Origin of the sequence: Janthinobacterium sp. JC611, assembly GCF_018682595.1 — a bacterium.
Lineage (GTDB): Bacteria > Pseudomonadota > Gammaproteobacteria > Burkholderiales > Burkholderiaceae_D > Janthinobacterium.
Window position 1 is genome coordinate 244,862 of record NZ_JAFLJN010000044.1, and the last position, 12,066, is coordinate 256,927.

Sequence of the window (12,066 nt, forward strand, 5' to 3'; positions counted from 1 at the left end):
ACCACGCATCCGGCTCGCTGCGCGGGGGCCGGCGACTTTGGCGGCGGCCCGGTAGCTGGTATCATGCGGGCAAACGCCAGCCGGTCCCATTGGGCCGGCGCATGCAACACCCTGCGAAGCGGCCCCCGCCGCCGACGCCTCCCCTACAGATCAGAGAAACGAGTTCCTATGAGCACACCATCGTCCCACCCATCGTTCTGGCGCCGAGTCCCGCTGGCTTTCGGCGCCTTCTTCAGCACCCTGTCGGACGCCGCCTATGCGGCCCGCGTGGAAAAACTGTCCCTGCCCGAGGCTGCGCCCGTCGCTCCCGTCACTCCCGTGGCGCCTGCTCCTGCGCCAGCGCCCGTGATTTTGAAAGAAGCGACGCCGGACGCGGCCCTGCAATTGCTGGCCCTGCTGCAACGCGAAGCGCGCTTGATCGACTTCACCCAGGAAAACCTGGGCAGCCATGCCGACGCCGACATCGGCGCGGCCGCCCGCGTCGTGCATGAAGGCTGCGCCAAGGTCATGCGCGAATACTTCACCATCGCCCCCGTGCGCCAGGAAGCCGAAGGCAGCCGCATCGTGCTGCAGGAAGGTTTTGATTCCGCACAAGTGCGCCTGACGGGCAACGTCGTCGGTTCCGCGCCGTTCACGGGCACCCTCAGCCACCGCGGCTGGCGCGCTTCCAGCGTGCGCTTGCCGAAGCTGAGCGAGCAGCACGACGCCGCCATCCTGGCACCGGCCGAGGTGGAACTGTGAACGATCAAACCAACACCACCGCGCGCTACGCCATCGGCATCGACCTGGGCACCACCCACAGCGCGCTGTCGTATGTGAACCTGGTCGAAAGCGACGGCGAGCAATCGAGCCACGGCGTGCTGAAAGTGCCGCAGCTGTCGGCGCCGGGCACGGTAGAAGAGCTGCCGCTGCTGCCATCGTTCGTCTACCTGCCGCACGCCGATGAAGTGGCGGCGGGCGACCTGGCCCTGCCCTGGGTGACCGAGGAAGCGCAAGCGCTGTTCGTCGTCGGCGAAATGGCCCGCAGCCGCGGCGCCACCACGCCCATCCGTCTGGTCTCCAGCGCGAAAAGCTGGCTGTGCCACCCGGGCGTGGACCGCCGCGCGGCCATCCTGCCGAACGACGCGCCGGCGGAAGTGGCGCGCATCTCGCCCATCACGGCCGCCACGCGCTACCTGACGCACTTGCGCCAGGCCTGGGACAACGCCCACCCGCAAGCGCCGTTCGCCGAGCAGGAAATCACCGTCACGATTCCCGCCTCGTTCGACCCGGCCGCGCGCGAGCTGACGATGGAAGCGGCGCAGGCGGCCGGCTACACCTCATTGACCCTGCTGGAAGAGCCGCAGGCGGCCCTGTACAGCTGGATCCAGACCAGCGAGGGGCGCTGGCGCAAGGAAGTCAAGCCGGGCGACATCATTTTAGTGGTCGACGTGGGCGGCGGCACCAGCGACTTTTCGCTGATCGCCGTGCTGGAACGCGACGGCGTGCTGGAACCGCACCGCGTGGCCGTCGGCGAACACATCCTGCTCGGCGGCGACAATATGGACCTGGCGCTGGCCCACCTGGTGGCGCGCAAGCTGGCCGCCAACGGCACCCAGCTCGACGCCTGGCAAATGCGCGCGCTGACCTATGGCTGCCGCGGCGCCAAGGAAAGCCTGCTGGCCGACAGCGGCCTGGAAACGGCGCCCATCGTCGTGCCAAGCCGCGGCTCGAAACTGATCGGCGGCTCCATCCGCACGGAACTGACGCGCGCCGAAGTGTCCACCTTCATCCTCGACGGCTTCTTCCCCCAGGTGGAAGCGTCGAGCCGCCCCGCCGTGCGCACGCGCGCCGGCCTGACGCAACTGGGCTTGCCGTATGCGCAGGACGCGGCCATCACGCGCCACCTGGCCGCGTTCCTGGGCCGGCAAGTGGCGGCGACCGCCGAACTGGAAGGCTTCGCGGGCCGCCAGTCGGCAGACGCCAGCTTCCTGCACCCGACGGCCGTGCTGTTCAACGGCGGCGTCTTCAAGTCCGACCTGCTGGTCCAGCGCATCATGGCCACCGTCAACGACTGGCTGTACATGGAAGGCGCGGAACCGGCGCGCATGCTGGCAGGGGCCGACCTGGACCTGGCCGTCGCGCGCGGCGCCGCCTATTACAGCTATGTGCGGCGCGGCCATGGCGTGCGCATCCGCGGCGGCACGGCCAGTTCCTTCTATGTCGCCATCGAGTCGGCCATGCCGGCCATCCCCGGCATGGAACCGCCGATCCAGGCCCTGTGCGTGGCGCCGTTCGGCATGGAAGAAGGCAGCGAGCTGGAACTGCCGGGCCAGCAATTCGGCCTGGTCGTCGGTGAACCCGTGCACTTCCGCTTCTTCGCCTCGTCCACGCGCCGCAACGACCAGATCGGCGACTTGCTCGACTTCTGGGGTCCCGATGAATTGCAGGAACTGAGCGAAATCCAGGCGACCTTGTCCGCCGAAGGCCGGTCGGCCGGCGACGTGGTGCAGGTGAAACTGCACGCGCGCGTCACGGAAGCGGGCACCCTGGAGTTGCTGGCGGTGTCTACCGACGGCGCCGAGCGCTGGAAGGTGGAATTCGACGTGCGCGGCACGCCGCAGCAATAGGCATGCGCAGCGCCGCGGGCAAGCCGGCCTTCCTGGTCGGCATCGACCTGGGCACCACCAACACGGTGGTCGCCTATGCGAATGCGGCCGATGCCGCCGATGCGCAGGCGGGCATACAGCTGTTCGCCATCGAGCAGCTGGTCGCTCCCGGCGAAGTGGGCGCACGCCCCCTGCTGCCGTCCCTGCGCTACCACCCCGCCCCCGGCGAACTGGCGGCGGGCGACTTGACGCTGCCATGGCCGCAGCACGAGGTGGCTGGCGTCGAGCATGCCGTGCTCGGTGCCCTGGCGCGCCAGCTCGGCGCGCAAGTGCCGGGCCGGCTCGTGTCCAGCGCGAAGAGCTGGCTGTCGCATGCGAACGTGGACCGCCAGGCGCCGATTTTGCCGTGGGGCGCGGACGCCGACGTGGCCAAGGTGTCGCCCGTGGCGGCCAGCGCCAGCTACCTGGCCCATGTGCGCGCCGCCTGGAATCACCGCTTCCCCGAGGCTCCGCTGGAAAGCCAGGAACTGGTGCTGACCATTCCCGCCTCGTTCGACGAGGCTGCGCGCGCACTCACCCTGCAAGCGGCCCGCATGGCGGGCTTGCCGGCGCTACGCCTGGTGGAAGAACCGCAGGCGGCCTTCTACGATTTCCTGCAGCGACGGCGCGCCACCCTGCGCGACGACCTGGCCAATACGCGCCGCATTTTAGTCTGCGACGTGGGCGGCGGTACCACGGATTTCAGCCTGATCGACGTGGCCTTCGACGACGATGGCGAACCGCAGCTCACGCGCAGCAGCGTGGGCAACCATTTGATCCTCGGCGGCGACAATATGGACCTGGCGCTGGCCCACCTGGTGGAAACGCGCATGGCCGCCGGCGTCGAGGGCGGCATGAAGCTGTCGGCCGCGCGCCTGTCGCAGCTGATGGAACGCTGCCGCGCCGCCAAGGAGCTGCTGCTGTCGATCGACGCGCCGGAGCGCGCGACCGTCACCCTGCTGGGCGCCGGCTCGCGCCTGATCGGCGCCAGCCGTTCCGTCGACGTCACGCGCGAGGAAGTGGCGGCGATGGTGGTCGACGGCTTCTTCCCGAGGGTGGAATTGAGCGAGGTGGCCAGAAAGGGCCGCGCCGGCATCGTCGAATTCGGCCTGCCGTATGCGCAGGACGCGGCCATCACGCGCCAACTGGCCAGCTTCCTGCAGCAGCATGCGGGGGAACTGCCCGACACGTTGCTGCTGAACGGCGGCGTGTTCCGCGCCGACGCGCTGGCGCGCCGCCTGGCCGACACCCTGGCCCACTGGCGGGGCCAGCCCCTGACCATCCTGCATAACGATAATCCCGACGTGGCCGTGGCGCGTGGCGCCGTCGCCTACGCGCTGGCCCGGCGCGGCCAGGCGCCGCGCATCGGCGGCGGTTCGCCGCGCAGCTATTTTCTCGTGCTGGGCGAGGCGGGCAAGGAGCGTCGCGCCGTCTGCATCCTGCCCCGCGGCAGCGCCAGCGGCGAAGAAATCCGCCTGACGGAGCGCCTGTTCGCGCTGCGCCTGGGCCGGCCCGTGCGCTTCCACCTGGCCACCTCCCTCTTTGAGGCGGGCGCGCCGCCACGACTGGGCGAGATCGTCGACCTGGACGCCGGCGAGTATCTGCTCCTGCCGCCGCTGGCCAGCGTGCTGCACGCCAGCGACGGCAATGACAAGCGCGAAATCACCGTGCAGCTGGCCACCGTCATGACGGAAGTGGGCACGCTGGAAGTGCATTGCGTGGCCGAAGCCGATGCAAGCGCGCGCTGGCTGCTGGAATTCCAGCTGCGCGCTGGCAAGGAGGAGCAAGACGATGGCGAGGCTCAAGCCGTCTCGCCGCGCGTGAAGGAAGCCATCGAGAAGATCGAGCGCATCTTCGGCGGCAAGGCGCAAAAGGTGGAAGTGAAAGAAGTGCGCCAGCTGCGCCAGCACCTGGAACGGGGCCTGGGCGGGCGCGAAAGCTGGGATACGCCGCTGCTGCGCCAGCTGTTCGACGCCCTTCTGCTGCGCGCGCGCGGCCGGCGCCGCTCCGCCGAGCACGAACGTGTCTGGCTGAACCTGGCCGGCTACTGCTTGCGTCCCGGCTATGGCGACGCGCTCGACCCGTGGCGCATCGAGCAGCTGTGGGCCCTGTTCGACACGGGCGTGCAGCATCACAAGGACAGCCAGGTGTGCGCCGAATGGTGGACCTTGTGGCGCCGGGTCGCCGGCGGCTTGAGCACGGAGCAGCAACTGCGCCTGCTGGACGACTTCGCCTTCAACCTGCAAGCCGATGCGGCCCAGCGCGGCAGCCGCCCCGTCACCCTCGTCAATGGCAGCGACGACGACATGCTGCGCCTGGGCGCCTCGCTCGAACGCATTCCCGGCGCCTACAAGGCGGAAGTGGGCGCCTGGCTGATCAAACGCCTGGACAAAGCCAGCAAGAAGGGCGAAGCGGCGGACACGAATACCCTGTGGGCGCTGGCCAGGGTCGGCGCGCGCCAGCCCTTCCACGGCAGCGCGCACGAAGTGGTCGACAGCGCCACCGTGGCCGACTGGCTGCAGGTGCTGCTGGCGCTGGACTGGAAAAAAACGGAGCCGGCGGCGTTTGCCGCCACCCACCTGGCGCGCATGACGGGCGACCGCTCGCGCGACATCGCCGACGACCTGCGCGCCACCATTCTCGCCCGCCTGAAAGCCGTCGGCGCCCCGCCCCTGTGGCAAGCGATGGTCGGCGAAGTGACGCAACTGGACGAGGCGAACACGAAACGCATGCTGGGCGAGGCGCTGCCGCCGGGGTTGAAGCTGATCGGGTGAACACCGTTCTTGATTATGCGATTACATGAATCTACAATGTAGATACATAGGAGGCCATATGGAACTATCGATCCAAAAATGGGGCAATAGCGCGGCCGTGCGCTTGCCAACAGAACTGCTCGGCATGCTGAAGGTGTCGCTGGGTGACAAGCTGGCGGTCGATGTGCGTCCCGACGGCGTATTCCTGAAAGCCAAGCGCCCCGCCTTTACGCTCGATGATCTGGTTGCCCAATGCGATGTCACGGCGCCAGAACCGGCCGATATGGCGGCATGGTGCCATGTCAAACCGGCAGGCCGCGAAGCATGGTAAAACGCGTCCAGTTCGGCCGTGGCGACATCGTGATGGTCAATCTGGAGCCAACGGCAGGCCGTGAACAGCGCGGCGCGTCCCGGCCAGCGCTGGTGCTGTCCTCCAGCGTCTTCAACGCGCTCGGCGTCGTGCTGCTCGCCCCCATCACCCAAGGCGGCGATTTTGCCCGTCACGCGGGCTTTGCCGCCTCATTGAGCGGCAGCGGCACGACAACGCAAGGCGTGGCGCTGGTCAACCAGATCCGCATGCTCGACCTTGAAGCGCGCGGCGCGAAGCGCATCGAAACCGCGCCCGAGTTCGTGGTGGAAGACGCGCTGGCACGCCTGCGCGCCATTATCGATTAAATCCCAGTCGATACGCGACCCGCGATACTGCGCCAAGCCGCAGGCCAGCTTCACCTATTCCAGTTCACAGCGATGATCAACAGCAGCACCGCCAGCGGCGCCTGCACCAGCACGATGCCCGGATGCGTGCGGCGCAGCCGGGCCCAGACGGACAGGCCAGCCACTTCCTCGTGCGGATGGTGGGCTTCGTCGCGCAGCGACATCGCGTGCAGGAACATGCCGGCGATCAGGGGGCCGGGATTGACCCACCAGCCCTGCTCCAGCAAGCCGCGCGAGGCGTAGATGGCCAGCGCGCCGATGGCAAACGGCGAGGCCCATACCAGCACCAGCATCAGGCGGATGCCATAGAATTCGGCCAGGGTGCCCATGCGGTGCAGGCGGCTGAAATCGTGGTCTTCCATGCGCTTGTCGATGGCCAGCTCGGCGCGGCCATACAGGGTCCACAGGCCGCCGAACAGGCAGCCCAGCAGCACGCCGATGACGATGTCGGCCGCGAACACGGCATATTTGTTGACGTCGGCCGTGCCGATGCCCAGCGACGCGTGGGCGGCCGCATGCAGGTGCAGGCTGGCCTGCTCGCCTTCGGCCGTCGCATAGCGGTCGCGCACATCATAACTGCTGCCGATGTACACGACGTTCTTGCGCAGCGCCCCCGCATCCACGCCGGCCTGGCCATCGATCAGTTTGACGCGCGTGCGCGTGGGATTCAAAAATTGGGGCGCCACGGCGGTCGGGTGAAACGGCGCGGTGACGGCGTTCTGTTCGGCCGCCGCCCTGGCGTCGCCATGGATCACGGGCTCGAACGCCCAGCGCGCCAATTCCTTTTCGCTGCCCGCGCGCCGCGCCAGTTGGCACACGCGGCCAGCCAGCGGCAGCCCTTGCTTTTGCTCGGACAGGATGGCCGGCATGGGCTGCTTTTGCTCCTGCTCGTCGGCGCCATGCGCCAGCTCGAAGGCCACGGCCGCCAGCACGGGGCTTTTCAGCTCGATGCGCGTGACGGCGCCCATACGCTCGCGGATGCGCGGGCTGGCGAAATGGATGCCGGCCGCGCAGCGCGCGCGTATCCACGGCAGGTTCGCGTTCCGGTCCGATTGTTCGGGCAGGATCAGCACCAGTTGCCGGCCATCGGCGGCCAGCCGGTCGAGCAGGCGGTCCAGCGGCCGCTCGCCCGGGGCATCCTGCTCGTAGACGGCCGGCGCGAGGTCCAGGTCGATGGCCAGCACCTTGCCGCCGCGCGCGGCGGCGCTGGCGATCAATTGTTCCAGACGCGTGCGTTCCAGCGGTTCGCGCTCGTCGAAGACCTGTTCAAACGCTGGCTGGTCGATTTCGATGATGCCGGGCCGGTAGGCGGCGCCCGGGTCCTTGCCCCGGTCCAGCAGCTGCCCCTGCGCCGCGCTGGCGCGCAACATGGCCGCATCGAGCCATTCGAGCACGTGAAAACCTTCCAGCGCCAGCATCAGCGCGGCGATCAGGCTGGCGCCGATCACGTGGTGCAGCAGATGCGTACCCGTCAGCTTGAATGCCGCGCCCAGCTGGGCGACTGGCCACAGCAGGCGCCGCCAGAGGGGCGGGCGCGGTTGGTCTGGCGGGCTGGTCTCCACGGTGCATTCCCCTTGCGTGCGGCGAGTAAATTATCACCCAAGCAACAAGTGATGACGAAAGGACAGTGTATTGCAGTTGTGCCCGTTCCGCCGCACGGCTGACACGCCCCCTCCTACTTCGGCTTGGCCAGCAGCAGCTTGCCCAGCGCTTCAAAGGCCGGCGTGGTGGTCGGGTCGTTTGCCGCATTGGCCGCCGTCGGCGTCGAGGCGAAACGCACGATTACCATTTCCGCCTTCGGATCGACATAGATGCGCTGGCCGTACACGCCGCGCGCCATGTAGGCGCCATGGTCGTTGTGCGTGACCCACCACATGTCGCGGTAGCTCCAGCCCTTGAGCAAATCATAGCCGCCCTTGGCGAACAGCTGCTTGTCGCCGCCGCGGCGGATGTCCTCGACCGCCGCCTTCGGAATGATCTGCTGGCCGTTATAGCGGCCATCGTTGCGCAGCATCTCGCCGAAGCGGGCCAGGTCGCGCAAGCCCGCGCTCAAGCCGCCGCCGGCAAACGGCGTGCCCGTCGAATCGACGCTCATGTAGGCATCCTGCTCGGCGCCCAGCTTGCGCCAGACATGCTCGGACAGGTACTCGTTGACGTTCTGCCCCGTGGCGCGGGCGATGATCCAGCCCAGCACGTCGGAGTTCACCGTGCGGTAGCCGAACGCCTCGCCATGCCTGCCCTCGTGCCGCACCGTCTGCAGGTACTCGAAATAACTGCGCGGCCCCGTGTAGTCCTTGGGCTTGGGCAGCGGATTGCCGGCCGCCGCATGCTGCCACACTTCCGCCTTCGGGTCGGCGTAATCTTCGCTGAATTTCAGGCCCGTGGTCATGTCGAGCACCTGGCGCACGGTGGCGTCGCCAAACGCGGATTTCGCCAGTTCCGGCACGTACTCGGCCACTTTCTTGCCTGGATCGAGCTTGCCTTCGGCCACCAGCGCCGCACCCAGGGTGCCCATCACGGATTTCGTCACCGACATGGCGCCATGCTGGCCGCTATCCTTCAGCACGCCGAAATAGCGTTCATACACGATGCGGCCACGGTGCAGCACCACGATGCCGTCCGTGTAATTGGCGCCCAGCGACTGCTCCCAGGTCATCGTTTCCTTCGCGCCCAAAGGCGTGAAGCGCAGGCTGTCGATATCCTTGCGCAGCGCGCGCTGCAGGGGCTGCGGCGCCCCCAGGCCGCGCGACACATTCACCGTCGGCATCAGCTGGCGGAAGTGCGACACGCTCCAGCGCAACTGGGGAAAAGTGAAATAACTGCCATCGTCGAAGCGGATGATTTTATCGGCCGGCGGCGGCGCGCCCACCATCCATTTCAATGCGGCCGGATCGCTGGCGGCGGCCGACAGCGGCGCCGTCGGCTCTGCGGCATGGGCGCCGGCGGCCAGCGCCAGGCAGGCGGCGGCCAGTGCCAGACGTTTCATGCTGGGGAAATCGTTCATGCGATGCTCTCCTTGATAGACAGAATATTCAATAGACCCATACGACGTTGGCCAGCCAGCCCGTCCACGTCCTGGCCTGCCCGTTCACCAGCTGGTTGACGCCCGACTGCGCGAATGAAGCGCTGAAACCCAGGGTCAGATAGGTATTCGGGTTCACCACGCGCACATACTTGATGAAGACATCGTTCGCCAGCATCGGGCGCAACACGCCGGCGATCACCACGGGCGCATCGCCCGGCACGTCGAGGCGCGTGGCCTGGCCGAACTGCAGCGGGCTGCCCATCCGGTTGGCGCGCACCTGGGCCAGGTAGGCGGTCACGGTGTCTTTCGGCGTCGGGTGCAGCTCGATGGTGGCCTGCAGCGCATTTACGTTGGCATTGACGAAGACCCAGGTCGCCTTGCTGCCCGAAGCCCAGGCGCCCGGCGTGCCCTCGAAGAACAGCGGGTCGAAGCGCTCGTTGCGCGCCGTGTGCGGATCGTCGCCGGAAAAACTCTGGTAGCCAAGGGTGAACTTCGGCGTCCACGCCACGTCAGGCAGGGAAAAGCCCCCTTCCGTGCGCCAGCCCCAGGCCCGCATCGGCTCGCGCGTATTCCATTCGCGCGCCGCGTCGACGCCGAACCAGCCTTTCGACAGCACGCTGGGCAGTACGGGAACGCGCGCATAACCATACACGAATTGCAAATCCTTGCGGCCGTCCGGCACGGCCAGCGGTGCGCCGATGCCGCCCGGCGCCGCCTGCGGATACGCGGCATGCGAACGGGGCACCTTGCCATATGCGATGCCGGCCTTGCGGTCGTTCGCGGGCGCGTAGCTGACGTCGACGCCCACCAGGCGCGTGCCCGAATCGTTGTCGGGGTTTTCATTCGGGTCCAGGTAAAACGCCTGGGCGCTGAACGCATCCTGGCTTATTCTGGCCACCGCGGAATTCTGGAAGGCCTTGCGCGGTCCCAGTTTCAGCGCGCCGCGGTCAAAGCCGTTCGAGCCGCCATTGGCGACCAGCATGCCGGTGCCCAGCGTGAAATTCTGCGCGCCGGCCGACAGGTCGAGCATGGCGCGCGTGCCGCCGAGCGGCATGCGGATGCCGGCGACGAATTCCTCGATCGAGATGCGGCCCGTGTCGCCCGCGCCAAACGGATCGTGGCGCACGGTGCCCGAGCCCACGGCGGAGACGCGCGCATACAGCTGCTTGCCGTCGCTCAGGTTGCGCTTCAAGCCGAGCGCCGGCTTGACGTAGAACTCGTACCAGTAGGGGTTGAAATCGAAGTCGGGCTGGCGCGCCGGGGTGTTCGACAGCTTCCAGAACAGCTTGCTCTCGCCTGCCACCTGCACGCCCGCTTCGACGGAACGCGTCACTTGCCAGTCGGCACCGATGGCCGGTTCGACGGCCGCGCGCCGGGCCACTTCCTTTTCCATGCTGCTCTGTCCATCGGGATCGAGCTGGCCGGCGGCGCCGCAGACGGTGCTCCAGCCCAACAGGGAAAGGGCGAGGGCGAGTGAACGGCTTACCGGGAACGTCGCTTGCATTGCCATGGATATCCCTCGCGTCAGCTGACTGTATAGTTGAGCCGATGTTATCAGAGATGCTCTTTTTTGTTGTTGTAAAGCATCCTATTGTGCGGGCCGCGTCTTGAGACGAACGTCTCACGGCAGTGCCGTGCTGCAATGCGGCATGCATGCGCCTGCGCTTCGTGCTACAAACGGAAAAGCGTCAACACATCAGCAACCGAGACACTGGAGAGCGCCATGCCCTACGTCCGCCAGACCAGCCATATCGACCGCGTGCGCGACCTGATCGCCGGCCGCATCGTCCATCCGGGAGCCGATATGGCCAGGCTGGCTTCGTCGTACCGGCGCTCGCTGGACGACTACCGGCTCGACCCCGCCTCCACCACGGGGCCGCGCATCCTGACGGGCGCCGAACTGCGCGCCATCCAGCAGTCCGAGGAAAATTTTCTGCGTTCCACGGGCCAGTGCCTGCCGCGCCTGCACGCCATGGTGCGCGAAGCGGGCTACTGCGTCATCCTCGCCAATGCGCGCGGCGTGACCATCGACTACGTGGTCGACGCGGCCCAGCGCAAGGACTTCAAGAAGGCGGGCCTGTATCCGGGTTCGTGCTGGTCGGAAGAGGAGGAAGGCACGTGCGGCATCGCTTCCGTGCTGCTCGACCAGGAAGCCATCACCGTGCACAAGACCGACCATTTTCGCGCCGCGTTCACGGGCCTGACCTGCAGCGCCGCGCCGATTTTTTCGCCGCACGGCGACTTGATCGGCGTGCTCGATGCGTCGGCCCTGAATTCGCCCGACGCGCGCGACAGCCAGCGCCTGGTGAAACAACTGGTGCGGCAAGGCGCGACCCTGATCGAGGACGGTTTTTTTCTCAAGTCCTACGGCCATTGCTGCATCCTGCTGGCGCACCGCAACCGCCACTTCGTGGAAGTGCAGCCGGAGATGCTGCTCGCCATCGACGAACATGGCAACGTCGTCGCCGCCAACGGCTGCGCGCGCGACGTCATCGGGGGCCTCGCTACCCTGCCGCGTCCCGTGGGCGAGGTGCTGGAAGTGCGCGCCGAACGGCTGTTCGATGCGCGGGCCGGACACAATCTGCTGTCTTTGCGCCTGGCCGGCGGCGGCAGCTGGCTGCACGCCCGCGTGCGCGCGCCGCTGCGCCAGGCCAGCATGCGCGCACGCGTCAAGGACACGGCCCCCGTGACCGATGACGTGGCAGCCTGCACGCCGCAGGAACAGGCCGAGCGCACGCGCATCGTGCATGCCATGAACAGCGCCAAATGGCGCCCGCTGCAGGCGGCGGCCATGCTGGGCATCTCGCGCGCCACCCTGTACCGGCGCCTCAAGCAGCTGCACATCGCGCCGCCGCACCGCCAGTAGCCCGTTTGACAGCTGAGATTTTCGTCTCAGATTCCGCCATGCTGCGCTGCGGGATGCGGGGCCGGAACGCCAGTGTTACAA

The 12,066-nt window shown here is 67.6% G+C and carries 9 protein-coding genes; 6 read left to right on the forward strand and 3 right to left on the reverse strand.

Annotated elements, in window-relative coordinates:
- Positions 1-168 precede the first annotated feature (168 nt).
- From J0O65_RS24880 to J0O65_RS24900, 5 genes are read left to right on the forward strand one after another with little or no spacing between them, the layout of a single operon-like run.
- Positions 169-741 (forward strand): DUF2760 domain-containing protein, encoded by a 573-nt coding sequence (locus J0O65_RS24880; protein WP_215409837.1) that lies wholly within the window; start codon positions 169-171, stop codon positions 739-741.
- Positions 738-2,609, forward strand: coding sequence for an Hsp70 family protein (locus tag J0O65_RS24885; RefSeq protein WP_215409838.1), 1,872 nt, complete (start codon positions 738-740; stop codon positions 2,607-2,609). The genes J0O65_RS24880 and J0O65_RS24885 overlap by 4 nt, the downstream gene beginning before the upstream one ends.
- A 2-nt stretch (positions 2,610-2,611) precedes the next feature.
- Positions 2,612-5,401, forward strand: coding sequence for an Hsp70 family protein (locus J0O65_RS24890; RefSeq protein WP_215409839.1), 2,790 nt, complete (start codon positions 2,612-2,614; stop codon positions 5,399-5,401).
- 58 nt (positions 5,402-5,459) lie between these two features.
- Complete coding sequence (locus tag J0O65_RS24895; RefSeq protein WP_215409840.1) at positions 5,460-5,711, forward strand: AbrB/MazE/SpoVT family DNA-binding domain-containing protein; 252 nt, start codon at positions 5,460-5,462, stop codon at positions 5,709-5,711.
- Complete coding sequence (locus tag J0O65_RS24900; RefSeq protein ID WP_215409841.1) at positions 5,705-6,055, forward strand: type II toxin-antitoxin system ChpB family toxin; 351 nt, start codon at positions 5,705-5,707, stop codon at positions 6,053-6,055. Before J0O65_RS24895 ends, J0O65_RS24900 begins: the two co-directional genes overlap by 7 nt.
- Positions 6,056-6,105: 50 nt before the next feature.
- On the opposite strand, the gene J0O65_RS24905 is transcribed toward J0O65_RS24900, so the two are convergent.
- The 3 genes from J0O65_RS24905 to J0O65_RS24915 form a co-directional block, all read right to left on the reverse strand.
- Positions 6,106-7,656 (reverse strand): CHASE2 domain-containing protein, encoded by a 1,551-nt coding sequence (locus J0O65_RS24905; RefSeq protein WP_215409842.1) that lies wholly within the window; start codon positions 7,654-7,656, stop codon positions 6,106-6,108.
- A 113-nt stretch (positions 7,657-7,769) separates the two neighbouring features.
- The gene (locus J0O65_RS24910; RefSeq protein ID WP_502793591.1) at positions 7,770-9,098 is read right to left on the reverse strand and encodes a serine hydrolase domain-containing protein; all 1,329 of its coding nucleotides are present in this window, start codon (positions 9,096-9,098) and stop codon (positions 7,770-7,772) included.
- Positions 9,099-9,126: 28 nt separating this feature from the next.
- Positions 9,127-10,629: an alginate export family protein gene (locus J0O65_RS24915; RefSeq protein WP_215409843.1), complete on the reverse strand. Its 1,503-nt coding sequence runs from the start codon at positions 10,627-10,629 to the stop codon at positions 9,127-9,129.
- A 213-nt stretch (positions 10,630-10,842) separates the two neighbouring features.
- On the opposite strand from J0O65_RS24915, the gene J0O65_RS24920 reads away from it, so the two are divergent.
- Positions 10,843-11,985 (forward strand): sigma-54-dependent Fis family transcriptional regulator, encoded by a 1,143-nt coding sequence (locus J0O65_RS24920; protein WP_215409844.1) that lies wholly within the window; start codon positions 10,843-10,845, stop codon positions 11,983-11,985.
- Positions 11,986-12,066 lie beyond the last annotated feature (81 nt).

What these genes read in the sequence shown, in the direction of transcription:
- J0O65_RS24895 (WP_215409840.1), top strand. Translation starts at nt 5,460, where the DNA reads ATGGAACTATCGATCCAAAAATGGGGCAATAGCGCGGCCGTGCGCTTG.
- J0O65_RS24915 (WP_215409843.1), bottom strand. Translation starts at nt 10,629, where the DNA reads ATGGCAATGCAAGCGACGTTCCCGGTAAGCCGTTCACTCGCCCTCGCC.
- J0O65_RS24890 (WP_215409839.1), top strand. Translation starts at nt 2,612, where the DNA reads ATGCGCAGCGCCGCGGGCAAGCCGGCCTTCCTGGTCGGCATCGACCTG.
- J0O65_RS24920 (WP_215409844.1), top strand. Translation starts at nt 10,843, where the DNA reads ATGCCCTACGTCCGCCAGACCAGCCATATCGACCGCGTGCGCGACCTG.
- J0O65_RS24880 (WP_215409837.1), top strand. Translation starts at nt 169, where the DNA reads ATGAGCACACCATCGTCCCACCCATCGTTCTGGCGCCGAGTCCCGCTG.
- J0O65_RS24900 (WP_215409841.1), top strand. Translation starts at nt 5,705, where the DNA reads ATGGTAAAACGCGTCCAGTTCGGCCGTGGCGACATCGTGATGGTCAAT.
- J0O65_RS24910 (WP_502793591.1), bottom strand. Translation starts at nt 9,098, where the DNA reads ATGAACGATTTCCCCAGCATGAAACGTCTGGCACTGGCCGCCGCCTGC.